Genomic DNA, 23,986 nt, shown 5'->3' on the forward strand with positions numbered 1-23,986 from the left:
TTCAAGATAGCGAGTCGAAGGTGCTGCGGAATTTGAAGTCGATTCTTTTACACTAGTGTCAAAAAATGATGAACCGATGTTCCTGGATGATAGGTTGCTTATACCCAATGTTGTTGCCGCTGTGTTGTTAAATAAGTAATGACCAAAAGCACCGTTCATGTTGACACCCAAACTAACTTTTTTGTAAGTAACGTTAGTCGAAATACCCACAAGTGTATTGGGGTTAGGACTGTTAACATAAAATTTGTTTGTCGCCGGATCGTTTGTTGTATTGATGCTTCCGTCAAGGCCGCGATAGAGGCTTTGTCCGGTTGAAGGATCGATTCCTTCGAATTTAGCGAGGTACCATACATTTAGTGGCTGATCGTTTACCATACGTTGTCCAGTTACGCCAGAGAAACCTTGACCACGCAGGGCCGCTGTTTCATAATAGCCAAGGAGACCGGTAACACTATTTTTTAAGAAGGTTGCATTTGCTGATAGATCCCAGTTCCAATTTTCCTTCCTAATAATGTTCCCTGTCAGGGCAATTTCCACCCCTTTATTTATAATCTGCCCGTCTAAATTCACCCAAATGCGTCCAGCTGGTCCTGGTGGCGCTAGAGTTTGTTCGAATAAGGCGTCAGTGGTACTCTTGTGGAAATAGTCAATCGAACCATAGAGCCTATTTTTCCAAAGTGAAAAATCAATCCCAGCGTTTAAGGTTGTAGAGGTTTCCCATTTTAGATCGTCGTTCTTGATATTAGTTTGATTGTATACGCCAGTACCGAATACGAAGCGATTAAGAGCAGCTCCTGAAGGAAATTCTTGATTCCCTGTTCTACCCCATCCTATTCTAAGTTTTAGCTGTTCGATATTTTCATTTTCCTTCAAAAAGCTTTCTTCAGCAATGTTCCAGGCGAATGCAAGCGATGGGAAAATTGCGTATTTATTGTTTTTTCCGAATTTAGTTGAGCCGTCTCTCCGTACCGTTGCAGTCAGTAGATAGCGATCCATGTAGTTGAAAGCGCCTCGAACGAACTGGGACTGAAGCTGGTTTGTTGGACTTCGATAAGAGCTGATCTCACGTGTGTTTATGGCAGTATATTGTAAATAGTCCCAATAATCAAGACCTAAATAATCAAATCCTCGACCGTAGCTCATATTGTTACCAAAATCGTAACTAAGATATTCATAACCCGCTACAGCGTTGACATTTAGTTTATCTGTCACTTGCTTGTTGTAGGAAAGTGTGTGAGTCATCTGGAGGTTTGTCTCACTGTTGTTTGAGATGAAGGCCTCTTCATTGTTCTCGTTACTAGGATTGATTATCCCTGCTCGATACATTCCTTTGCGGTTCCCTATTTGGCGCATAGCGCTATAAATAAATTTGTATTCTAGATCCTCTGTGATACGATAGGATGGTGCTATATTAGCAACAATCGTGTTGGTGACGCCATGATCTTTGAATGCATCGATGCTAGCAAGGGGGTTACGCGTCGTTGTACTTACGAAAGTAAGGTTTCCGTTTTCGTCCCGTAATGGCCGGGTAGGATTCCATTGTAACGCCTGAGAAATTACGTTTCCTTGGGAACCAACCATTGCATTCACTTGCGCGTATTGATTATTCATTTGCGTTGCAAATAATGAGAAATCTAACCCTAGCTTTTTGCTTTCCAAAAATCGGAAGTTCCCCGTGAAATTTGTTGTATATTTTTTTAATTTAGAGCCTATGAGTATTCCCTGCTGATCCATGTAGCCTCCAGATAAACGATATTTTCCTTTTTCTGTTCCTCCGGATATATCAGCGTAATAATTTTGGGTTATTGCATGACGACTGATGGCTTTAAAGGCGTCAACATCATCGCCGAAGTCAACATCATCAATTTCCTCTGGAGTGTAAAAATTTACAGCATCTCGGAATTGATTGGCGTTCAAGACTTGAGGATACTCACGCATTCTTGATGTCCCCGCTGAGACACCAACTGAAATAACGGGTTCACCCGCTTGTCCTTTTTTAGTAGTGATTAGTATTACACCATTACCACCACGAGAACCATAGATTGCGGTCGCCGAAGCGTCTTTAAGTATATCCATGCTGGTGATGTCTCCGGGATTCAGATAGGTAAGCGGGTTCCCTCGGTCAGAAGAAAAGTCCCCTCTGCCTGAGGGTAATGGGGAGTTGCCAGACATTGGGACACCGTCAAGAACGAATAATGGGTTGTTGCCAGCTCTGATAGATGAGTTTCCTCGTATACGCACCGTAACTGAGCCGCCCGGCTGACCGGTATTATTGATTACCATCACTCCAGGAGTTTTGCCCTGTATCAATTGATCGGGGTTAGTCATGATTCCCTTGTTAAAGTTTTTTTCGCTAATGCTAACCATGGCTCCGGTCAAGTCTTTTTTGCGAGCCGTACCATAACCAACCACGACTACCTCGTCGAGATCTTGACCCATATTTGGTTGTAGAGTAATGGTCGCTTGAGTCCCTTGAACAGGAAGTTCCTGTGTCTCATATCCAATAAAGGATATCTCTAAGACCGAATTTTCCGGGATATTTTCGAACGTAAAAACACCGTTATTATCTGATGAAGTGGCGTTAGGGGTGCCTTTTACTTTAATTGTTGCTCCGATTACTGGAGCTCCTGTTTCATCGATGACTTTACCTTGGAATTTTTCGGTTTGAGCAAAGGACATCATTGATACGAATGATAGTGTCAGTACGAGAAGGTGTCGTACGAGCAAGTTAAGCCTCATAAGTTTTAGTTTTAGTTTTAGTAAGATTAGTTTATAGATGACAAGTTTTTTATTGTTTGTTTCCCATACTGAATAATTTAAATTTATCGATTTAGTTAATATTGAAAACTCGAGACAAAATAACCCATACAACCGATGGGTGCATGGTAACGTTAAATATTGACTCGTTTAGGAATTCGTTTATAATTTTGCAGATCATCCATTTCAATTGATTACTGCGAATACCCTAAAGTAAGAAAAAATATAAAAACAATTAATTGTTTTTATATTTTGATCTAGATGTATTATTGGAGTGTTTTACAGCTTGACTGGTTGGTAATAATTTGATATTCAATCGGAGGAATAGAACGGCGCTGAGAGTCGGCGCTACATAGCCAAAATGCCCGAGTTTTCAATTTTGAGGGAAACTTTGCAATTTTGAGTTATGTTTCGTTCATGCAACGATTGCTCGTGTTAGATCCAAACGAGATCCTGAAGAGGCTTTAATTGATTAGTCGATTACGAAACTAGTCGTTGAACAATACGGCAAGACTCCTATTAATTTTAAAATACTCTATCTATAAGTTTTAATGTGACCCGTGGTGGAAATGACGTAAAATAATTGTTGATTGTAGAATTGTTGAAAGCATAGTCTACATGGACAAAGCGTAACACTTTTTAGTCTCTCCTAAGGTATCCGAAACGATGATATTTTTCAATCCTGTTAGCTTTGAAGAAATGTTGTTCTATTATTTGCTCTTTTTCATCTTATAGTAAAGAGTGGTTAATTTCGCTTCTCTCTCTAGCGACCAATCTAGTAGTGCGGCTAAGGGGTCTGCTGTACTTATACCAAAATCTGTAAGCGCGTATTCTACGCGTGGTGGAACTTCAGGATAGACCTTACGTTTTACCATATCGTAGTCTATCAATTTTTTAAGCGTTTCATTGAGCATCTTTGGAGATATTCCATTTATTTGTTTTTGTAGCTCGTTGGTCCTTTTTGTGCCTTGCATTAGGGCCATCAAGATTAGTAAGGTCCATTTATTGGCGATTAAGGCCAGCGATTGGTTGAGTATACAGCTCTCATCTAGATTCGACTTCAACAAAAAATTTTGTTGTAATCTCAAATAATTTTTGTTTGTTTTTGCGTCTTTGTTGTTCATTAAGCCTAAATTTTACTTTTTGGATATTATAATACTTTTAGGTGCCTACTTTCAAAAGTATAAAATTAATTTTAACATTGTACTTTATAGTAGAATTAAATCATATAATTTCATGAACAAAATGTTAGGACAGCACAAGAAAATTAATTCGAATACTGGAGAGGAAATTTTCAACACATTATTAACGGCATTGAACCAAAACGCAGATGCGGTTATTGAGTTATTTCATGAGGATGTCATTGTTGAGTTTCCTTACGCGTCCTCGTTAGGGACAACTGACAGAATGAATTTCGAAGAATGGTATAACTATCTAAAAGGGGGGCTACCCAGTATGCCTGATATCACTTATAACAATATCAAGGTGTATCAGGTGGACGTAAATACTTATTGGTCGGAGGCATCCGGAGAGACTATCGTTCCAAGCACTGGGCAAACGTATGTACAAAATTGGGTAATGTATTTTAAATTAACAGGAAGAAAGATCATTCAGTATAGAGAATATTGGGATCCTTATGCGGTTATAAAAGCTTTTGGAAATGGTGACGAAGAGGCGGTTAAAGCGATCTTCAATACATCCAATAGGTGAAAATTATTTTTTATTTTATAACGAAAATGAGTCATTATAGAAAATCTAAGCTTAAGACGGACAGTCAAGTGAACATTTAGCTAGATTCGTAATGGCAACGGATGGACATATATTAATCCACGATCTTAATTCGGTTTTTAAGACGTAAAATAGGCTACCTGTTTTTTAATTATTTAGACCCTACCGTGTTAACGATCTTCAGTGAGCGTGTGACAATTGACAAGTTTTTTTAAATACTGATAATTCGTAAAAAACAAAAAGCTTGCAAAATATCAGATTTTGCAAGCTTTTGGATGTTTTGATCTTAGATCTTGTAGCCCGTAGGGGAATCGAACCCCTGTTTCCAGAATGAAAATCTGGCGTCCTAACCCCTAGACGAACGGGCCTTTTTGTGTTTCGGTGTGCAAATATAGGAACCTTTATTTAAAGTTCCAAAAAAATATCAAAAAGAAATTTCTCAAATTTTACATGTATTTTTAGTTTTTATTTTTGACTAAAAAGAAGCATGTTGTTAAAGCATTTTTTTCTAAAATTTTTAATTGCGATTTATATAACCGTATCTATTTCTTCGGTTCAGGCTCAAATCGATCCCCGTAATGTTTTGGTACGTTGGCAGACATCCGATGAGTACGACGGAAAGGAGAATCTCGATTTGAAATTATGTATAAAGAATTCGAGTAGAAGCGTTTTAGACTTAGGTCGTACTGATCTTTGGTTCAATTCAATGTATCCAGTTGTCCAGCGTGAGGATAAGGCATATACTATTACGGATAATGGAGGCAATTTATTCCGGATACGGTTTAAAGACGAATTGAGCCTAGGGCCTCAAGATTCAATTATGATTACTTACGCCTCGCAATTCCCGATTTTTAACAAATCTATAGTTCCTAATGGCTTTTATTTTCAAAATCGAGCAAATCCATCGCTGTTTTTCCCTGTTAAACTGGAGGCTACGCCAGTCCTTCCTTCGGCAGCTGATCAAAATTCCTTTTGGAGGGAGTTGTATAAGAAAAACGTCGCTCGTCAGGTGTCGAGCCAACAAAAAATAATTCTCCCGAGTCCAGCATCTGCTAAATTGAAGAATGGTCAATTAAAGTTTTCAGGAAAGGTGGGATATTGGTTAGACAAAGGTTTTGAAGATTTGGAGATTAATATGATGGAGTTTGCCTCCGATTTTCCCAACCTTTCATTTGTTCCAGTTGAAGTCAACCCAAAATTGACGATTATTAAAAAAGATGGATACGCACGTGAAGGTTATAGTTTAAATATTGATAAGAAGGGAGTCCATATAGAAGCGAGCAGTTCGGCGGGAGCTTTTTATGCGTTGCAGTCGCTTCGGTCATTACTTCCTGCCGCCGCCTTTAACGCTCTTGAGCTGCGCTTTCCATTTGCTTCAATAAAAGATGCGCCAAGGTTTGCATATCGGGGTTTAATGATTGACGTTGCGCGGAACTTCAAGTCTAAAAGTACGATTATAAAGTACTTGGACATGATGTCTAAATATAAATTAAATACATTTCATTTTCATTTTAGCGACGACGAAGGTTGGAGGATTGAGATACCATCTTTACCGGAATTAACTCAAATAGGAGCTAATAGAACCCCTTTGTATCTCGAGAATAAAGGCATTCAACCGATCTACGGTTCTGGTGGGTTCTCTACCTCATCGGATTTCCTCTCTAGAGCGGACTTTATTGAAATATTAAAGTATGCTAAAGATCACTATATAACGGTCGTTCCAGAAATTGAAACACCAGGTCATGGTCGTGCTGCTATTAAGGCAATGGAAGCGCGTTATTATAATTATTTAGCAAAAGGAGATACAATAGAAGCCAATAAATATCTTTTACATGATAACGCTGATACCTCCGTATATACATCGGCCCAATATTGGCATGATAATGTTATGAATCCGGCCTTACCTTCGGTATATGTATTTTTAGCCACAGTTATTGAGGAATTCAAAGCAATGTATTTGGATGCTGGATTGGAGCTAAAAAAGATATCATTAGGAGGTGATGAAGTGCCACGTGGTGTTTGGGAAGGCTCTCCCAAAATTCGACAGTTAATGGACAGTTTGGGCATGATATCTGTGAACGAAGTCTGGCCTTATTATGTTCAGCAGATTAACAAGATTTGTATAGAAAAAGGTGTTACGCAAGCTGGTTGGGAAGAGATAGGAATGGTAAACAAAGGTGACGGCATGGTCGTCAATGAAAACCTTTCTTCGTTAAATATGGAGCTTGATGTTTGGAATAATTTAATTGGCGGGGGAAACGAAGATCTCGCATATCGATTAGCAAATGCTGGATACAAAACTGTATTTATCAGCGCGAGTAATAACTACTTTGATATGGCTTGGAATGCGAACTTCACGGAGCCTGGATTGAATTGGGCAACATACGCAGATTTATATCAATCTTATTTATTTATGCCGGAGAACTTTTTTACGAATATCCATCTGATGTCAAAAGGAATAGTATTCGAGGAAGGCCATTTCAAGGATAAAATTCGCTTGAATGAGAATGCTCGCGACAACTTAATCGGAATCAAGGGCGGACTATGGGCCGAAACGGTACAGAATGAGCGTCGGTTGGATTACATGATTTTCCCTAGATTATTTTCGCTGGCAGAACGAGCGTGGGCACCACGAAAGGGCTACGAAAAAGATAATGTCTTTGATCAGAAGGCGTTTAATAAAGATTATAGCGAGCTCATCAACACGATTGGGAACAAAGAGCTACCAAAGATTGCATCAGAGATAAAATTTCGTTTACCTGCCGTTGGCGTTCTCGAGAAAAACGGCAAGTTGTATGCTAATACCGAATATCCAGGGTTTACGATATACTACACGGAAGATGGTTCTCAGCCCACAAAAGATAGCCCTGTCTATAATAACGGAGTAAAGATAAAGAAAGGACATTCTTATTCATTTGCCACGATCTCGGATGATGGGCGTCGCAGCACAGTGTCACTTATTCAGTTATAGTCATAAGTGCAGCTTCTAATTCGATATCCGAATGTGAAGCATGATATAGACATGAATCTCCTTTTAAAACCAAAATTTGAGGTGATTCGTGTCTTATATTCCATTTTGAAGAGATATAATTGGAGACTTCACGCAGGGCAATAAGGTCTAGGTAGTAGATAGGCAAGTCATTTCCGACAGAGTTAAGCTCCATCGTTAGATTTCTTTTAGCCATACTGCTTACCGAGCATCTCGTGCTGTGTTTGAAAATTATGAAAGCGCTGTTTTTCTGCGCCAATTGCTTTAATTGCTCCACCGAGCTAAGGGTCTCCCAATGCATATAATGTCTGATTTAAAAGCTTGTGAATTTTGATTCTTCCATTTCTGTGAAGGCGGCTACCGTGGTAAAAGTAACATTATTGCTCTGACTAGACATACTTTTAAAGGTTGTTGGTAAGACTAGCCCTCCACCGATATCTTTATATCCGTTGACAAAGTATTCATTTCCTGACTGGTCGATGATTTGTTTAATTTGCCCCGTTTCACTGTTGTATAAGATTTCTCCTGATAGGGTACTGTTTTTTAACTCGAAGGTGAACGTTTGTAGCTTCTCGGAGTTGACAATTTTTGATGTTTCTGCACCCGTTTTGGTATCTGGGCTTTCTAACAGTATCGGAAGAAAGATTAGGGCAGCATCGCGTTTGTATTGTTTGCTGATAAGATCGAAGAGCTCCATAGATTCGTCGCTGGTTGGATTCAACTCCTCACCGCTACGAAATAGCTTTGATAATTTCTGTGATTTGAAGTTAAATAGAGCAACTAGTTGATTACCCGCGGATGATTGACCTTCAAAGCGCACCTGTCCCGATTTTTTGTTAATCAGAAACTTTCGTGTGTCACTAAGGTTCTCCTTTGATTTACCCTTTGCCGTAAAAAGGATATAATTTGTGCTATCCCATTTTACTTTTCCTCCCACACCTTTCCAAAGCGCTTCGGTTGTTTGAGCCGATGCTAATCCGTTGGAAAGAATAAAGATGGATACAAATATAGCGTTAAGAATTTTTTTCATGTTGATCCCCCATATAAGATGGTATCCTTGGTTCTGTTTTTAGTTAAACAAAAGGATATTGTGTGATTTATCGAATGATATCGTTCTACCCTGCCTGTTGGACCGTTTGTTTAAGGTAGAACACAGTTGTCTTGAAGGGCAATAGAAGAGAAAATATGTTTCGTTTCGTAGGGAACTTAGTAATACTATTAAATAGCGTCTCATACGTGTCGTTTTACAAAAACAATACCATTAGTATTTTTGACTTAGCAGAGCCATCTGAATGGCGGTAATTGCCGCTTCTTCCCCCTTATTACCGTGCTTGCCCCCCGAGCGATCGAGTGCTTGCTCTAAGTTGTCTGTAGTAAGTACGCCAAAAATAACGGGTTTATTATATTTGATAGCAACATTTGCGATCCCATTGCCCACTGCATTACAAATGAAATCAAAATGCCGAGTTTCTCCTTGAATGACACAGCCAAGACAGATTACAGCGTCGAAAATGGGAGAGCGAAGAGCTATATCTGCTCCGGAGATTAACTCATAACTACCGGGGACCTGGATAACATTAATATTAGACTCTAAGGTACCATGCTTTTGTAAACCAGATATCGCCCCATCTAAAAGGGCTCCAGTTACCTGTGCATTCCATTGTGAAACAACGATGGCAAACTTTAATCCTTCTGCATTACCAACTTCGATATGTGAGAAGTCGGATAAATTTTTCAAGCTACTTGACATGTGGCAAAGATAAACAAAAATGGCAGCTTAAAAAAATAAGCTGCCGATCTGTTTAAATGAGTGTAATTCCCTAAAGATGAGCTTGCACACGAGCTAATGCACCTTCGATCATATTGGCTTCTGGGCTTTCTGGAAAGTCAGATTTAATCGTTTGATACGCTTTCTCTGCTGCTTTGAAGTCTTCTAACGCTTCGTATACTAATCCTAATTTTTTTAAGAAAAGGGGTGCAGTATATGAGTTGTTACTTTTATCAGCCGCATTTTTGTAATACGTTGATGCATTTTTATAGTCTTTCGATTCAGAATAAGCGTCACCAATCATTCCTGTTACAAGTGGGTCTAGTATTTCGCTTCCTGTGTCAGAATATTTTTGAAGATATTTGATAGCATCTTGAAAGTTTCCTTGGCGTAAGTAAAGACCACCAAGGTAAGCATTCGCAATATTTGCTGATTTTGTATTTGAATACTCATCGGCTATCTCTTTGAATCCGAGAAATGAACCGTCACCATCGATAGCTTTAGCTTGTAATGAATCAATCATTGCATATTCTTCCGCTTTATATATTTGATTTGCAGCTTTTTCCGCGCGAGGGGCTAGGTATAGTTTTTGATAACCAAGATAAAGTAATATCAGCACGACGATACCACCAACGATGAATGTTATGCTCTTTTGGTTGTCTTGAAAGAAGGAACCTGAATTTCTTTTAGGTCCGGCTTGATTTACATTAGTTTTTGACATTTGTTATTATCGTATAATAAATATGGAATGCAAAATTACACTTTTAAAAATTTAATACAAGTATTTAAATAAATTCTAAGCTTTCTATCAGTTACTTGTCGTTGAGAACGGCTTATCGAGCTGTTCATAAATTGAATTTTGGCTCTTAAATTCTGGAACAATTAGCTTCATCTGCTGAACAACCTCCATACTGTTGTCAGTTGTCGTTGATGCAAAAAGATCAGCTAATTGGTCGTTTACCCGCACGAAATTGTTTTCGCGGACTTTCGCGATCATGATTTTTTGGTGATGAGTTGGAAGTGTATTTTCTAAATCGTTGAGAAGCTCCTCGTAGAGTTTTTCTCCCGGGCGAAGGCCAGTAAACTTGATGTCAATGTCTTTATAAGGTGTAAATCCCGATAGTTTTATCATTTTTTCCGCTAGGTCGACGATTTTTACAGATTTACCCATGTCAAAAACAAATATTTCACCGCCATTCCCCATACAACCTGCTTCAATCACGAGTTGACACGCTTCTGGGATAGTCATGAAGTAACGAGTAATCTCTGGGTGCGTTACGGTTAACGGGCCACCTTTCTCGATTTGTTCTCGGAATCGAGGAATGACCGAACCATTTGATCCCAATACGTTCCCGAATCGCGTGGTGATAAAACGCGTTTTTACCTCGGGTCGAGTTTCAATTATTTGGTTATTAAGGGACTGCACATACATTTCGGCGATACGCTTCGTGCCTCCCATCACGTTAGTGGGGTTGACCGCCTTATCTGTTGAAACGAATACGAATTTCGAAACATCAAATTCCACGGCTAGGTTAGCCAGCGTAAATGTGCCGAGGACGTTTGTGCGCACGCCTTCTATTGGATGATTTTCCATCATAGGAACATGCTTATATGCTGCCGCATGGTAGACATACTGTGGTTTAAAAGTCTCGAATAAGGTACGCATGCGTGTCTCGTTCTTTACATCAGCGATGAATGATTGATACGCTTGATTCTTAAAACGATCTTGTAGGTCCAAATGAAGGTTATGTAAAGGTGATTCTGCTTGATCACAAAGAACAATTAGCTGGGGGTTGAAGTAACCTAATTGTTTAGCAATCTCACTTCCTATTGAACCCGCGGCGCCGGTCACAAGGATACGCTTTCCTTCTAGTTGATCCCTAATATTGTCGTGGGAGAGTGTAATAGGTGCGCGCTCAAGAAGATCTTCGATTTTTACTTTCTTAATTTGGCTAGGGGAAAGTGTTCCATTTATAATTTCATTCGCCGGAGGGAGCGTTAGTACGTTGACTTTTTTTTCTAAGCAAATATCAATCACTTGATCCTTTTTTTCTATACTCACGTTGACGGACGCAAAAATTAGTTCGTCTATTGCTAGTTTGTCAATTAGCCTGTCCAGTGTTTTTGAATCATATATTTTAACCCCATCGATATATTTACCTATTTTGCTATCGTTATCATCTATATAAGCGACAATGAATTTGTTCGACTTTAGATCATGGTCGAAAGTTCGTTTCACAGCTATTCCTAGATCACCAGCACCATATACGGCTACGTTTTTCTTCTCCGCAGTCTTCGTTTTACTGTACTGAAAGAAAATTTTTATTAACGTTCTGTAAGTTGTGAGTCCGGTAAATGCAAACAAGCTGTAGATGATAATTACATTTGTTGGAATAATTGTCGGTATACCAAGTGCAATAAATGTGAGTTTGATCGCAAAGAGTATAATGATGTTAAACAGTAATGTGGACAGTATGCGAATTGAATCGACCGCGCTTGTGTAACGAACAATGCCCGAATATAATTTGAAGACTAAGAACGAAAAAGATGTTACCGCCAAGCAGTAAATGATTTCGATGGCGAATTGAGTGCGGAGATAGGCATTCAAATTGAATGAGTAAAAAATAGCGTAGGCAAAGACGAAGGCTATTGCTGCAATGGAAAGGTCAAAAATAAAAATAGTCCAGCGAGGAACTATACCGATTTGGTTAGAGATAGAGAGCTTTTGCATTTACATGTTTTTTCACTTGCGTAAATTTATAAAAAAAAATGGATTAACCCTTCTTAGCGCCGAAATATCAATAATATTATCTAAATTGAGTCCCGTTATCAATCGGGAGCTATTGTTATTATGAATGATATATCGAAAATTGCTCAAAAAGCTATTTTTCAACCTCAAGAAGCTTTAGCTAATCTAGGGAAAGGGCGTCAGGCTCTAAAAATAGGCATACCTAAAGAAATTTCGTTTCAAGAGAAAAGGATGCCATTAACACCGTTATCCGTTGCCCTATTAGTTGAATATGGTCATGAAGTTGTTATTGAGTCAGGGGCGGGAAATGCGTCTAATTTTTTAGATCAGCATTATAGCGAACAGGGTGCGCAGATCAGTCACAATACACAGGAAGTATTTCAATGTGATATCGTTATTAAAATTTCCAGTCCAACTATTGCAGAAGTGGAAATGATGCGTAATCGACAGGTGCTACTTTCCTCGCATCAACCCTCACTTATGGATCTTCGAGTATTGCAGGCTTTGATGCGTAAGCAGATAACAGCGCTTTCTTATGAGTATCTTAAGGACGAGGGGGGGCATTTAACGGTTGTACGAGCGATGAGCGAAATAGTAGGCGCTACCTCTGTATTAATTGCCGCGGAATATTTGAGTAATATCTTTGATGGCAAAGGTTTAATGCTCGGCGGTGTGACGGGTGTTCCTCCTACTGAAATGGTGATTATAGGTGCCGGTACTGTTGGAGAATACGCAGCTCGAACGGCAATCGCACTGGGTGCACAGGTAAAGGTTTTCGATAGTTCAGTCTACCGCTTACGTAGGCTACAAAGTAATGTCGGTAGTCGCGTGTTCACTTCTGTTATCCAGCCTATAGTGTTAAATAAAGCAGTGCGTTCTTGTGACGTTGTTATTGGCGCTGTACGCGCTATTCATGGGCGATCTCCCTGTATTATCTCAGAGGATACAGTCTCTAAAATGAAGCCAAATTCGGTGCTCATTGATGTAAGTATCGATCAAGGTGGATGTTTCGAAACATCAGAAGTAACCTCTCATGACAAACCTATATTTCGAAAGTATGACGTTATTCATTATGGCGTTCCCAACATAGCGTCACGTGTAGCACGGACAGCGACCTACGCGTTGACCAATATTTTAACTCCGTTGCTCGTGCAGGTTGGTGAATGCGGGGGTATGAATAATATGATATGGGCTGATAAATGTATTCGAAGCGCGATATACCTATATCACGGCATGCTAACGAATAAGGATATCGCCGATAAATTTAATTTACCCTCAAAGGATCTGGATCTAATTATAGTAGCTAATCAATAATAATATGAAACTTTTATATATCTTTTTATTTGTGGCACTTATTAACTACTACACGTTAGCGCAGGAAAAAATTGCGTTATATTCGACAATTCCTAACACTAATAAAACAGCGGAAACGCTATCTGCCATAGATATACCTTCGCTTTATATTTACGAAAAAGAAGGAAGTGACAAAGCTGTTCTTGTTATCCCCGGCGGAGGTTACGGTCATGTCGCTATTGATCATGAAGGACATGCAATCGCAAAAGAATTTAATAAACATGGCTATAGCGCTTATGTGTTGTATTACCGTTTACCAAAGGACTCAACGATGATTGACCGTAAAATTGGGCCTCTTCAGGACGCACAACGGGCGATGCAGGTGATTCGTGAGAAACACGACTATAAAAAGATAGGAGTTATTGGTTTTTCTGCTGGTGGCCATTTAGCAGCAACGCTTTCCAACCACTATGACGATGTTAAAATACCTAATGATTCAAAAACATCGCTACGTCCAGACTTTTCTGCGCTGATATACCCTGTCATATCAATGGATGATGCAGTCACACATAAGGGATCAAAACGCAATTTGATTGGGGAACACCCGGAGCCGAATGTAGAACGTTATTATAGCCTGGATAAACAAGTTGATAAACAAACACCAATGACATTCTTAGTTCACGCCAAAGATGATAAAGCCGTACCAATTGAGAATGCGTTACGTTACAAGATGGCATTAGATGAAAATGGTATAGCGAACGAAATAGAAATTTATGAAACTGGGGGACATGGATTTGGGCTGATTAATAAAACTGATCCCAAATCTTGGTCCGACAGCCTATTTAATTGGCTTTCTACACAAAATTAAAAAAGCTTCAGCATTAGGGTGCTTATTGACGTTGAAAATTTATATGCCGGGTGATGTGGACGGTCGCTCTATTTCCTAATTGAACGTTGGAGATAGGATGCAATAGTGTATGTAATACTAGTTTTGGCTTACTTAATACGATTTCTTTGTAAAAACCTCGAAAACGGATGTCGGTAACTATAAAATCACCTGCTTGGTTGAGGGTGAAAGAGACATCTTCTTGGTGTATCCCTATATCTTGATCGGATTTTATGCCAAGTAATGAAGCTTGACTGCTTGATAAGATGTTACTTTTAGCAAGTAGTTGTGCAGTGTAACTATTGTTGGGAATATAGTACAGCGTTTCGGGGCTTCCTTGCTCAATGATCCTCGCATTTTTCATAACGATCAGTTCATCCGCCATAGCAAGGACCTCGGTAGGGTCATGGGACACTAATAAAATAGTCAATCCTGTTTCTTTAACAATTTGTTTGATATCCTGTTGTAACGCATCGCGGAAAGCGGCATCTACCTGATTGAAAGGTTCATCCATGAGTAGTACTTCCGGTTCGTTGATTAGCGCTCGAGCAATCGCGACACGTTGCTTTTCACCACCGCTTAAATCTGCTACTCGTTGCTGACTAAGATGTTCTATTTTCAGTTTCTGTAAAATTTCTTTTGTTTTGGATTCCTTGCGCGTGATATTAGTGTTTGGTAGCTGCGAAGCAATATTATCCCACACTTTTGCATACAGATTCAAGTCATCAAATCCTTGTGAGACCAATTTCATTGCATCGTGTCCTGGGATAAGTTTGTCCTTACGTGTGGGGACGAGCCACCCTTGATAGCGGACCTCTCCAGACGAAGGTTCTAATAGGCCGTATATAAGTTTAAGAAGCGTGCTTTTTCCGCTTCCAGATTCCCCGATAATTGCTGTTATTTTTCCTTGTTGAATACCAAAATTAACATTGTCGATAGCGCGTACATTTTCTTTTGACTGAAAAACGAGTGAGAGATTTTCTCCGAAAATAAATGGAGCTTCGAATTTCTGGGTATCAGTCGGTATGTATTGACAAGAAGAAGTTTGTTGTGCCATATGTTGATTACAAAAGTAAGCAATTAATTCGTAGGTCTAAATACATAGTAGTTATCGCCGAAAAATCCAGGAGAGGAATATTAGTCGTTGGTCGTTCGTAACGAGCTGACATCTGTATTGTTGGCAAATACCCCTCGTTTAGGTTGTTTTTTGTTGTAGATTTAGAATCCAAGCGTCGCTCCGAATGTGAAATTGTTTACTCCTCTTTGAATCGGACTGTTTTCAAACATATCGTTGAGATAATATTTGGTAAAAAGTCCAACGCTGCCAAAACCTACACGAGCAAAAACGCCGTACTGAAAGCTCGATAGGTTATAGTTGTCTTTATATTTTTGTTTGCCTTCTTGTTCACTTTTCAAGCGTTGTGTACCTTTGAGAAGTATACCAGTCATCGCACCGACAGCTACTTTTGCACGGTGCCCGTGACTGTTCCTGTTTCCGCGGAACTCGAATGTCAACGGCACACGCAAGTAAGTGGAAGTAAAGATATTTTTCTTATAGTCGATATCCGAGGTAGCATAATCAAGCGGAGTTGCTTCAGTGTCGAGAATGATATTCTGTTTTAAGCGTAGATAATTCCATTCAAAACCCGTCGATATATATGTTTTAAATTTGTCATTAAATCGCACGCCGAATTGTGCAATATCAAATCCAAAATTTGAGGCTTTTTTATATTCTAAAAATTCGTTGTCCTCAGACAAGGTAAAACTGCCGTCATCAATAAGCCTAGAGAATCCCCAATCTATGCGTGTAAAAGTGAGTCCGCCAAAAAACCTAGGATACTTGATTTCCTGTCCGTAGTAATCATAATCTTTTTTACCTACTGAGGGGGTAAAGTCGATATTCGTCGCTTCCTCCTTGTGGGCAGTATCGGATATCGTCTTTTTTTGTTGAGCTGAGAGGGATAAGCTGCTGCTTAATAGCAGTATACTACAAATCCAAGTGTTTACGCTATGTCTTTTTTTCATAAGATCTATTTTCTTTTTTTTGAATCTGGATTTAACGTGTGAGTACGATACCCTGAGATGAATAGATCCTTCTTCATCATGTATAGTTCAATCCGTGCTTTCCTGTCGCCATTCTTACATCTTCCTCAGATGACCTTCAAAATAATTTTTTCCAAGGTTAGTTCACGTTGATATCAAAAAGACGATCGGAATCCTGAGAAGGTTGCAAATAAAGCGAATTATTTTGCGATTATCTTTCTAATAGTGGGTGAAATGATCTCAATGGTCAAATTCACTGCCTCATTAGGAAGGAGGTTTGGGATCTTTTCGGGCCATTCTACAAAGCAATACGCACCGGAATAAAAGTACTCCTCATATCCGAGGTCAAGGGCTTCAAATTCCTGTTTTAATCTATAAAAATCAAAATGATATACGGGTCCGTTTTCCGAAGCATATTCGTTGACAATGGAAAAGGTCGGGCTAGACGTGCTATCGCGGACGCTCAGTGCTCTACAGAATGCATTTACGAGTGTCGTTTTTCCTGCTCCCATTTCTCCATGAAGCAGAAAGATACGTTCAGCCGGGAAAGTATTAATTAGTTTGGATGCCAAAGCATCCAGTTCATGAAGATCTGTAACGATTGTTTCCATATTCAAAGGTAGCTACTTTGGGCTGTACACAGCGAACGGAATAATCATTTCTTCAAGGGATACACCGCCATGTTGGAAAGTCCCATTGTAGTAGTTCATAAAATGGTTGTAATTATTTGGATATACAAAGTAGTAATCATCTTTAGAGAATACGAAGGAAGAACTAACTCCCAGTTTTGGAAGTTGGGCATCATGTGGATTTTTGATTAGAAATACCTCTTTGCCATTGAAATTTAAATTCTTGCCTTGTTTGTAGCGTAGGTTGGTGTTCGTGTTTCTGTCGCCAATAATTTTACTCGGTCTTTTAACCTTTATCGTGCCATGGTCTGTCGTGATAATTACCCGAACATTACGCTGAGAAAGCCATTTTAAAGCGTCTAAAAGGGGTGAGTGTTCAAACCAAGATAAAGTAATGGAACGGTAGGCACTCTCATCGTTAGCTAATTCGCGAATCATCGCCATGTCCGTACGGGCGTGGGATAGCATATCCACAAAGTTGTAGACCAAGACGTTAAGCTCATTTCGCATTAGATTGTTAAGTGAATCGACAACATCTTTTCCTTGTTCTAAAGTAAGGATTTTATGATAGGAGTGCTTTATATCTCTACGGCAAACACGTTTTATTTGGTCCGTCAGAAATTCATTTTCATAAAGATTCTTGCCTCCTTCGTCATCATCATTCTGCCAAAGGGTAGGAAAGCGACGTTCCATTTCTAATGGAGTTAACCCGCTAAATATAGCGTTTCTTGCATATTGTGTAGCAGTGGGTAGGATGCTATAATAGGCGTCTTCTTCCTCAAGTCGATAATAGTCGGTGATAACCTCATTGAGCATTTTCCATTGATCATATCGCAAATTGTCGATAAGGAAGAAAAACGTGGGTTTTTCTGGTTCCAACACAGGGAATACCTTTTTCTTGAGGATTTCGTGTGACTGGATAGGACCTTCCTGTTTGTTCTGTATCCAACTAATGTAATTTTTCTCTATAAATTTACTGAATAAGGTGTTGGCATCTGCCTTTTGCATAGTAAGGATTTCATGCATTCCTGCATCCTCAAGCTTTTGTAGAGAGAGTTCCCAGTAAATAAGTTTTTTGTAGGCGTCAACCCATTGTCTATAATCTAAGTCGTCATTGATAGTCATACCGAGGTTCCGAAATTCTTGTTGATAAGCCATCGATGTTTTCTCACTAACTAAACGCTTGTTCTCCGTAAATTTCTTGATTGTTAGTAGAATTTGTTTTGGGTTAACAGGCTTGATAAGGTAATCGTCGATTTTCGATCCAATTGCGTCCTCCATCAGATGCTCTTCTTCATTTTTTGTTACCAAAACGTTCGGAATCGTAGGGTTTATCGTTTTTAATATAGCTAAGGTTTCTAAGCCAGTTTTGCCCGGCATGTTTTCATCTAGAAAAACTAAATCAAAAGGCTCATTTTGGAAAGCTTCAACGGCATCGTTTCCGTTATTTACGGTTTTGACCCGATAACCGCGTTCTTCCAGAAATAAAATATGAGGACGTAAAAACTCAATTTCATCATCTGCCCATAGTATGTGTATTTTGTTTATCATGTAATTTTTTTAAATCGTGCATCAGATACTTAAATCTGGTGAATTTTTGAATCGAGAGGATTTTAAAGTTGACCTCTATACTAGATTAGTCAAAAAGGAAGATTTTTACTTTAATTTTAACACTAATTAACTTCATTCTCTGTATCTTTGCCCTTACTTTAGACGTCTAGTGTTTAGCTAATAAAACGTGGTTATCAAGTGAATATGCCTGTTAATCAGGTTTCTTCAAATAGATATGAACTAATGAGAAACACGTACTATTGTAAGAGACATGTGACAAACTACAGATTTGCGTCTAATAACTCTGCACTGTTTGTTTCAAAAATAACGATAAAATATCATAAAGGTTGGCAAAATTGAATAAGAAGAAGATAATTAATGATCCTGTATACGGTTTTGTTTCAATTCCGTCCGATTTCATTTTTGATCTTGTTCAACATCCTTTTTTGCAACGATTGCGCTACATCAAGCAAGTAAGCATGACCCACTTGGTTTATCCTGGCGCTTTGCATACGCGTTTTCAACATGTCGTTGGGGCTGTACATTTGATGGGCTTAGCGATCGACACTTTGCGGGGAAAAGAAATCGAGATAAGCTTTGAAGAAGAAGAAGCTCTCTTGGCAGCAATTCTGCTTCATGATATCGGTCATGGACCATTTTCCCATTCCTTGGAACACACTCTTGTTGAAGGGGTGTCCCACGAAGTCATTTCTTCATTATTGATGGATCGCCTCAATAAAGAGTTTGGCGGGAAATTGGATCTGGCAATAACTATTTTTAAGGATAGATATGATCGTAAGTTTTTTCATCAGTTGGTTTCCAGCCAACTTGATATTGATAGAATGGACTACCTTAATCGAGATAGCTTCTTTACAGGAGTCTCGGAAGGGGTCATCTCGTTCGATCGCATCATTAAAATGCTTGATGTAAAAAATGGTGAACTTGTAATCGATGCCAAGGGAATTTATTCGGTCGAGAAGTTTTTGATCGCGCGTAGGCTGATGTATTGGCAGGTTTACCTGCATAAGACGGTTCTGGGGGCAGAACAGATGCTGATTAAAGTGCTTTTTAGGGCTAAAGAATTAAGTGCAGCAGGTGTCTCTTTATTTGCTACCCGGGCGTTGCAACATTTTTTGGTTAATAAAATTAATATAGAGAACTTTTTGCGGGAACCTGCTCATTTGGATTGGTTTACTAAACTAGATGATACGGATATTATGTCTGCATTAAAGGAATGGACCTATCAGGACGATAAAATTTTAAGCATGCTTTGCCGTAAGTTGATGGACCGCGATTTACTACGTACGGTCTTACGAAAGACCCCGTTTACGAATCAAGAAGTTGATTTAGTGAAAGAACGGGTGAAAGCCCATTTTGAATTGGAAGATCACCAGGTAGATTATTTCGTGTATACGCAAGTTATTCAAAATAGCGCATACGACATCAAGCATGATAATATTAAGATATTAAATAAGTTGGGTAACGTACAAGATATTACTGAGGCTTCAGATCTTTCGAATTTAGAAGCGCTCGCAAAACCGGTACAAAAGCACGTGATTTCCTATCCCAAGGAAGTTGGATTTTTGTTGTACGAAGGTTAACAATTGGTAAAAATTAAATTAATAAAAAGTATACATTTGTAAGATGCAATTTACTGCAAATCAAATAGCAACGTTACTCCAAGGGTACGTAGAAGGAAATCCCGAAGTGCTTGTCAATCAATTGGCTAAGATTGAGGAGGGTGAGGAAGGTTCCTTGGCTTTTTTATCAAATCCAAAATACGAACACTTTTTATACGAAACGAAAGCTTCCGCTGTTATCGTTAATGAAGACCTTCAACTTCAGAAACCCATACATTGTAGTTTAATACGTGTGAAAGATGCCTACTCAGCATTTTCGGAATTATTAGGTATTTATGATAGACTTCGTAATGAACGTACGGGTATTGAAACGCCCTCGTTTGTCCATGAATCAGCAACGCTCGGTGAGAGCGTTTACCTAGGCGCTTTCTCCTACGTAGGACGCGATGTGAAAATAGGTGATAACGTAAAGATATATCCGCAGGTATTCGTTGGAGATGGTGTTGTGATAGGAGATCATACGACGCTTTTTCCGGGTGTAAAAGTTTATTATGATAGTAAAATAGGTCATAATGTTGTTTTGCATAGCGGCGTTGTGATTGGGAGTGATGGGTTTGGATTTGCTCCACAAACAGATGGTACGTATAGCAAAGTGCCGCAAATTGGAAATGTCATTATTGAAGACAACGTAGAAATTGGAGCAAATACAGTAGTCGATCGTGCGACGTTAGGCTCAACAATTATCCGAAAAGGGGTTAAGTTGGATAATTTAATACAAATCGCCCATAACGTCGAGATTGGTTCGCATACGGTAGTTGCTGCGCAGACAGGTATCTCAGGGAGTACTAAAATTGGCGATTCGGTAGTTATTGGAGGTCAAGTCGGAGTGGTTGGGCATATCCAAGTTGCATCTGGTTCGCAAATCCAAGCGCAATCCGGTATCAACCGTACCATTGATTTGGCAGATAAAAAATGGGGTGGTTCACCCGCAATGCCATATAATAGTAATCTGCGATCTCAGGTGATATACAGTAAACTACCGGCGCTAGAGCGACGTTTAGCAGAGTTGGAGGCACGGTTAAAAGAATTAGATGATGAAACACGATAATTTGCTAATTTGATGTTAGATATGAATGTGAAACAACGGACCATACAGACTGAAATTTCGATTTCAGGTATTGGCTTACATACAGGTAGGGCGGTAAATATGGTGATTAAACCTGCCCCTGAATTTCATTGGTATAAATTTAAACGCGTTGATTTAGAAGGAACACCTATAATTGCGGTAGATGCCGATAATGTAACAGACACATCACGCGGCACCACCATTACGCAAAGTGGGGCCTCGGTAAGCACAATAGAGCATTTAATGGCAGCACTCGTTGGGTTGCAAATTGATAATGTGTTGATTGAAATTGATGGCCCGGAGGTGCCTATTCTTGATGGCAGTTCTAAAATATATGTTGAGAAAATATTGGAGGCGGGATCTGTTGATCAAGAAGCTGATCGTGATTACTACGAGATAAAAGACAATATCGCTTACATTGAGAAAGACAGGAAAGTTGAAATTATGGCGATGCCACTCGACGGATATCGTTTGACTTGCATGATTGACTTCAATTCTCCCGTTTTGGGCAGTCAGCACGCGTCGATTAGTAATATTTCAGAATTCGAAAGCGAAATTGCCGGCTCTCGAACATTTTGCTTTTTACACGAGTTAGAAAGCCTTCTGAATCACAACCTTATTAAAGGAGGAGATCTCTCGAACGCAATTGTTATTGTCGATAAAGAAGTTAGTAAAGATGAACTAGATAAGCTTTCTGGTTTATTTAATAAATCCGTTGACGTAGCGAACGAAGGAATTTTGAATAATATTAAGTTGCGCTATCAGAATGAACCAGCACGGCATAAGCTGCTAGATATGATTGGGGATCTTGCACTAGTCGGGCGTCCATTAAAAGGTCATATTATGGCAGCGCGACCAGGTCATGCTGCAAACGCAGCGTTTGCTAAGAAGATAAAGGCACAGATTCGTAAAGACAAAAATCGGAAGAATATCAAGGTATATGATCCGAATATGACGCCCGTATATGATACTGTGCAAATTATGAAGATACTGCCGCACCGCCAACCAATGCTGATGGTCGATAAGATTCTTGAACTAACCGATACGCATGTGGTAGGTTTAAAGAATGTAACCATGAATGAAGATATATTTATGGGGCATTTTCCGGATGCTCCCGTATTTCCAGGGGTGTTGCAGATCGAGGCAATGGCGCAAACAGGCGGTATTTTAGTATTAAACACGGTGCCAGATCCAGAAAATTGGTTAACATTGTTCCTGAAAATTGAAAATGCTCGTTTTAAAAGTCAAGTGACTCCAGGAGATACGATCATATTCACTTGCGAATTGTTAGAGCCGATTCGCCGTGGAATAGCTAGGATGAAAGGAATTGGCATGGTAGGTGATAGAGTAGTGAGTGAGGCCGAATTGATGGCTCAAATTGTAAAAGTAAAAGGTAATTAACATGATACAACCGTTATCATACATACATCCTGAAGCAAAAATCGCGCAGAATGTAGTAGTAGAACCCTTCTCTACCATTCATAAAGACGTGGTTATTGGGGAAGGAACTTGGATCGGGTCGAATGTCACCATCATGAATGGGGCCCGTATCGGAAAGAACTGTCGAATTTTTCCAGGTGCAGTTATCTCGGGGGAACCTCAAGATTTGAAATTCGAGGGGGAAGTTACAACCGCTGAGATTGGGGACAACACCACCATTCGGGAATGTGTGACGATTAACAGAGGAACAAAAGATCGTTACAAGACTGTAATTGGTAAAAACTGTCTTATTCAGGCATACAGCCATATAGCGCATGATTGTTTTATCGGTGATTATTGTATTTTCTCGAATTCGAGTACACTGGCTGGGCACATCACGGTAGGTGATTACGTCGTATTAGCTGGTATGGTTGCGGTACATCAATTTTGCCAGATTGGTTCACATGCTTTTGTAACTGGTGGCACGTTGGTACGTAAAGATGTACCGCCATTTATCAAGGCGGCGCGGGAACCAATCTCTTATGCAGGGATAAACTCGGTAGGATTAAGACGTCGAGGGTTTACAGCAGAACAAATAACGGAAATCCAAGACATCTATAGGGTGTTGTTTGTTCAAAATCGTAATTTGACAAAGGCTCTTGATTTGATAGAAGCGGAATTTGCGCCAACTGAGCTTCGCGATGAGATATTGTCTTTCGTTCGTAGTTCCAATAGGGGGGTAATAAAAGGGTTTAATCAAGGAAGAAATACGTCACTTTAAAAAGAAGGATATTATTGAATATAACTTTACAAGATTTAGGTAGGCGGTATAATAGAGAGTGGATTTTTCGACACATTGATTATACCTTTTTAATTGGGAAAAAATATGCGATACTTGGACCGAACGGTTCAGGGAAATCCACCTTGTTGAAGGTACTTTCGGGGAGCTTAACTCCAAGCGAAGGAGAGTTGACCTACCAAAACCAATCTCAAAATGAGATTCCTGCGGAAGAAATTCATAGAGAGTTGACAATTGCGGCCCCCTATGTAGAATTGATAGAGGAATTCACATTAAGGGAAATGCTCGAGTTCCATTTTAAATTTAAATCTTATAACGATGGGTATGACTTACAAAATGTTGTTTCATTGTTACAGCTTGAGAAAGCGCTTGACAAAGAAATGCGTTTTTTTTCCTCAGGAATGAAACAACGAGTAAAGTTAGCTCTCGCTTGTTGCTCTAAGAGTAACATCGTTCTGCTGGATGAACCAACGAGTAATCTCGACGTTGCAGGCGAAGCATGGTACCTCTCGCTCGTGGAAAAGACAATTGACCAACACCGGCTGTTGATCATTGGTTCTAACCAAGAAAAAGAATATGCATTTTGCGATGCACACCTTCAAATACTTTCCTACAAATAACCCGGTCCCTACGTTTTTATAAGAGGAGTATATTTTGTAGTTTTGTGTA

General features: G+C 39.4%; 20 protein-coding genes and 1 tRNA gene. 9 read left to right on the forward strand and 12 right to left on the reverse strand.

Features of this window, described 5'->3' with window-relative positions; all coding sequences use genetic code 11:
• Together HP439_RS08150 and HP439_RS08155 are read right to left on the reverse strand one after the other, a co-directional pair.
• The coding region (locus HP439_RS08150) for a SusC/RagA family TonB-linked outer membrane protein (RefSeq protein ID WP_172389846.1) at positions 1-2,739 on the reverse strand (2,739 nt) is incomplete at its 3' end.
• Positions 2,740-3,467: 728 nt separating this feature from the next.
• Entirely contained in the window at positions 3,468-3,881 is a 414-nt protein-coding gene (locus HP439_RS08155; protein WP_172389847.1) for a winged helix-turn-helix transcriptional regulator, read from the reverse strand.
• A 112-nt stretch (positions 3,882-3,993) separates the two neighbouring features.
• On the opposite strand from HP439_RS08155, the gene HP439_RS08160 reads away from it, so the two are divergent.
• Complete coding sequence (locus HP439_RS08160) at positions 3,994-4,467, forward strand: nuclear transport factor 2 family protein (protein ID WP_172389848.1); 474 nt, start codon at positions 3,994-3,996, stop codon at positions 4,465-4,467.
• 314 nt (positions 4,468-4,781) lie between these two features.
• Here the strand turns inward: HP439_RS08160 and HP439_RS08165 are convergent.
• Positions 4,782-4,853: transfer RNA gene (locus HP439_RS08165), tRNA-Glu, on the reverse strand.
• A gap of 119 nt (positions 4,854-4,972) precedes the next feature.
• Between HP439_RS08165 and HP439_RS08170 the strand changes: the two genes are divergently transcribed.
• On the forward strand, positions 4,973-7,456 hold the full coding sequence (locus tag HP439_RS08170; protein ID WP_172389849.1) for a family 20 glycosylhydrolase: 2,484 nt from the start codon (positions 4,973-4,975) through the stop codon (positions 7,454-7,456).
• On the opposite strand, the gene ytxJ is transcribed toward HP439_RS08170, so the two are convergent.
• From ytxJ to HP439_RS08195, 5 genes are all read right to left on the reverse strand, one after another.
• On the reverse strand, positions 7,443-7,775 hold the full coding sequence (gene ytxJ, locus HP439_RS08175; protein WP_172389850.1) for a bacillithiol system redox-active protein YtxJ: 333 nt from the start codon (positions 7,773-7,775) through the stop codon (positions 7,443-7,445). The two genes, HP439_RS08170 and ytxJ, sit on opposite strands and share 14 nt — an antisense overlap.
• Before the next feature lie 12 nt (positions 7,776-7,787).
• A complete protein-coding gene (locus HP439_RS08180) occupies positions 7,788-8,504 on the reverse strand; it encodes a hypothetical protein (protein WP_172389851.1) in 717 nt (238 codons plus the stop codon).
• A 231-nt stretch (positions 8,505-8,735) separates the two neighbouring features.
• Positions 8,736-9,224 (reverse strand): 6,7-dimethyl-8-ribityllumazine synthase, encoded by a 489-nt coding sequence (gene ribH / locus HP439_RS08185; RefSeq protein WP_172389852.1) that lies wholly within the window; start codon positions 9,222-9,224, stop codon positions 8,736-8,738.
• Between the two features lie 70 nt (positions 9,225-9,294).
• The gene (locus HP439_RS08190; protein WP_172389853.1) at positions 9,295-9,963 is read right to left on the reverse strand and encodes a tetratricopeptide repeat protein; all 669 of its coding nucleotides are present in this window, start codon (positions 9,961-9,963) and stop codon (positions 9,295-9,297) included.
• 87 nt (positions 9,964-10,050) lie between these two features.
• Complete coding sequence (locus HP439_RS08195; RefSeq protein WP_172389854.1) at positions 10,051-11,973, reverse strand: polysaccharide biosynthesis protein; 1,923 nt, start codon at positions 11,971-11,973, stop codon at positions 10,051-10,053.
• A 120-nt stretch (positions 11,974-12,093) separates the two neighbouring features.
• On the opposite strand from HP439_RS08195, the gene HP439_RS08200 reads away from it, so the two are divergent.
• Together HP439_RS08200 and HP439_RS08205 are read left to right on the forward strand one after the other, a co-directional pair.
• Positions 12,094-13,305, forward strand: coding sequence for an alanine dehydrogenase (locus tag HP439_RS08200; RefSeq protein WP_172389855.1), 1,212 nt, complete (start codon positions 12,094-12,096; stop codon positions 13,303-13,305).
• 4 nt (positions 13,306-13,309) lie between these two features.
• On the forward strand, positions 13,310-14,152 hold the full coding sequence (locus tag HP439_RS08205; RefSeq protein ID WP_172389856.1) for an alpha/beta hydrolase: 843 nt from the start codon (positions 13,310-13,312) through the stop codon (positions 14,150-14,152).
• A 22-nt stretch (positions 14,153-14,174) separates the two neighbouring features.
• On the opposite strand, the gene HP439_RS08210 is transcribed toward HP439_RS08205, so the two are convergent.
• The 4 genes from HP439_RS08210 to porX form a co-directional block, all read right to left on the reverse strand.
• Positions 14,175-15,227 (reverse strand): ABC transporter ATP-binding protein, encoded by a 1,053-nt coding sequence (locus HP439_RS08210; RefSeq protein WP_172389857.1) that lies wholly within the window; start codon positions 15,225-15,227, stop codon positions 14,175-14,177.
• Between the two features lie 161 nt (positions 15,228-15,388).
• Positions 15,389-16,195 carry an outer membrane beta-barrel protein gene (locus HP439_RS08215; RefSeq protein ID WP_172389858.1) on the reverse strand — a complete coding sequence of 269 codons (807 nt, stop codon included), beginning with the start codon at positions 16,193-16,195 and terminating at the stop codon, positions 15,389-15,391.
• Between the two features lie 218 nt (positions 16,196-16,413).
• A complete protein-coding gene (tsaE, locus tag HP439_RS08220; protein WP_172389859.1) occupies positions 16,414-16,824 on the reverse strand; it encodes a tRNA (adenosine(37)-N6)-threonylcarbamoyltransferase complex ATPase subunit type 1 TsaE in 411 nt (136 codons plus the stop codon).
• Between the two features lie 12 nt (positions 16,825-16,836).
• Positions 16,837-18,393: a T9SS response regulator signal transducer PorX gene (gene porX / locus HP439_RS08225; protein ID WP_216657796.1), complete on the reverse strand. Its 1,557-nt coding sequence runs from the start codon at positions 18,391-18,393 to the stop codon at positions 16,837-16,839.
• 356 nt (positions 18,394-18,749) lie between these two features.
• Between porX and HP439_RS08230 the strand changes: the two genes are divergently transcribed.
• The 5 genes from HP439_RS08230 to HP439_RS08250 are packed head-to-tail and all read left to right on the forward strand — an operon-like array spanning position 18,750 to position 23,937.
• Positions 18,750-19,994, forward strand: a complete 1,245-nt coding sequence (locus tag HP439_RS08230; protein WP_172389864.1) for an HD domain-containing protein — start codon at positions 18,750-18,752, stop codon at positions 19,992-19,994.
• Positions 19,995-20,037: 43 nt separating this feature from the next.
• Positions 20,038-21,081 carry a UDP-3-O-(3-hydroxymyristoyl)glucosamine N-acyltransferase gene (gene lpxD, locus HP439_RS08235; RefSeq protein ID WP_172389860.1) on the forward strand — a complete coding sequence of 348 codons (1,044 nt, stop codon included), beginning with the start codon at positions 20,038-20,040 and terminating at the stop codon, positions 21,079-21,081.
• A 21-nt stretch (positions 21,082-21,102) separates the two neighbouring features.
• A complete protein-coding gene (locus HP439_RS08240; protein WP_172389865.1) occupies positions 21,103-22,500 on the forward strand; it encodes a bifunctional UDP-3-O-[3-hydroxymyristoyl] N-acetylglucosamine deacetylase/3-hydroxyacyl-ACP dehydratase in 1,398 nt (465 codons plus the stop codon).
• A gap of 1 nt (position 22,501) precedes the next feature.
• Positions 22,502-23,299, forward strand: a complete 798-nt coding sequence (lpxA, locus tag HP439_RS08245) for an acyl-ACP--UDP-N-acetylglucosamine O-acyltransferase (protein WP_172389861.1) — start codon at positions 22,502-22,504, stop codon at positions 23,297-23,299.
• Between the two features lie 14 nt (positions 23,300-23,313).
• Positions 23,314-23,937, forward strand: coding sequence for an ABC transporter ATP-binding protein (locus HP439_RS08250; RefSeq protein ID WP_172389862.1), 624 nt, complete (start codon positions 23,314-23,316; stop codon positions 23,935-23,937).
• The last annotated feature ends 49 nt before the right edge of the window (positions 23,938-23,986 follow it).

Origin of the sequence: Sphingobacterium shayense (genome assembly GCF_013179575.1) — a bacterium.
In the GTDB taxonomy this organism is placed as follows: Bacteria; Bacteroidota; Bacteroidia; order Sphingobacteriales; family Sphingobacteriaceae; genus Sphingobacterium; species Sphingobacterium shayense.

What these genes read in the sequence shown, in the direction of transcription:
- HP439_RS08155 (WP_172389847.1), bottom strand. Translation starts at nt 3,881, where the DNA reads ATGAACAACAAAGACGCAAAAACAAACAAAAATTATTTGAGATTACAA.
- HP439_RS08160 (WP_172389848.1), top strand. Translation starts at nt 3,994, where the DNA reads ATGAACAAAATGTTAGGACAGCACAAGAAAATTAATTCGAATACTGGA.
- HP439_RS08170 (WP_172389849.1), top strand. Translation starts at nt 4,973, where the DNA reads ATGTTGTTAAAGCATTTTTTTCTAAAATTTTTAATTGCGATTTATATA.
- ytxJ (WP_172389850.1), bottom strand. Translation starts at nt 7,775, where the DNA reads ATGCATTGGGAGACCCTTAGCTCGGTGGAGCAATTAAAGCAATTGGCG.
- HP439_RS08180 (WP_172389851.1), bottom strand. Translation starts at nt 8,504, where the DNA reads ATGAAAAAAATTCTTAACGCTATATTTGTATCCATCTTTATTCTTTCC.
- ribH (WP_172389852.1), bottom strand. Translation starts at nt 9,224, where the DNA reads ATGTCAAGTAGCTTGAAAAATTTATCCGACTTCTCACATATCGAAGTT.
- HP439_RS08190 (WP_172389853.1), bottom strand. Translation starts at nt 9,963, where the DNA reads ATGTCAAAAACTAATGTAAATCAAGCCGGACCTAAAAGAAATTCAGGT.
- HP439_RS08195 (WP_172389854.1), bottom strand. Translation starts at nt 11,973, where the DNA reads ATGCAAAAGCTCTCTATCTCTAACCAAATCGGTATAGTTCCTCGCTGG.
- HP439_RS08200 (WP_172389855.1), top strand. Translation starts at nt 12,094, where the DNA reads ATGAATGATATATCGAAAATTGCTCAAAAAGCTATTTTTCAACCTCAA.
- HP439_RS08205 (WP_172389856.1), top strand. Translation starts at nt 13,310, where the DNA reads ATGAAACTTTTATATATCTTTTTATTTGTGGCACTTATTAACTACTAC.
- HP439_RS08210 (WP_172389857.1), bottom strand. Translation starts at nt 15,227, where the DNA reads ATGGCACAACAAACTTCTTCTTGTCAATACATACCGACTGATACCCAG.
- HP439_RS08215 (WP_172389858.1), bottom strand. Translation starts at nt 16,195, where the DNA reads ATGAAAAAAAGACATAGCGTAAACACTTGGATTTGTAGTATACTGCTA.
- tsaE (WP_172389859.1), bottom strand. Translation starts at nt 16,824, where the DNA reads ATGGAAACAATCGTTACAGATCTTCATGAACTGGATGCTTTGGCATCC.
- porX (WP_216657796.1), bottom strand. Translation starts at nt 18,393, where the DNA reads ATGATAAACAAAATACACATACTATGGGCAGATGATGAAATTGAGTTT.
- lpxD (WP_172389860.1), top strand. Translation starts at nt 20,038, where the DNA reads ATGCAATTTACTGCAAATCAAATAGCAACGTTACTCCAAGGGTACGTA.
- HP439_RS08240 (WP_172389865.1), top strand. Translation starts at nt 21,103, where the DNA reads ATGAATGTGAAACAACGGACCATACAGACTGAAATTTCGATTTCAGGT.
- lpxA (WP_172389861.1), top strand. Translation starts at nt 22,502, where the DNA reads ATGATACAACCGTTATCATACATACATCCTGAAGCAAAAATCGCGCAG.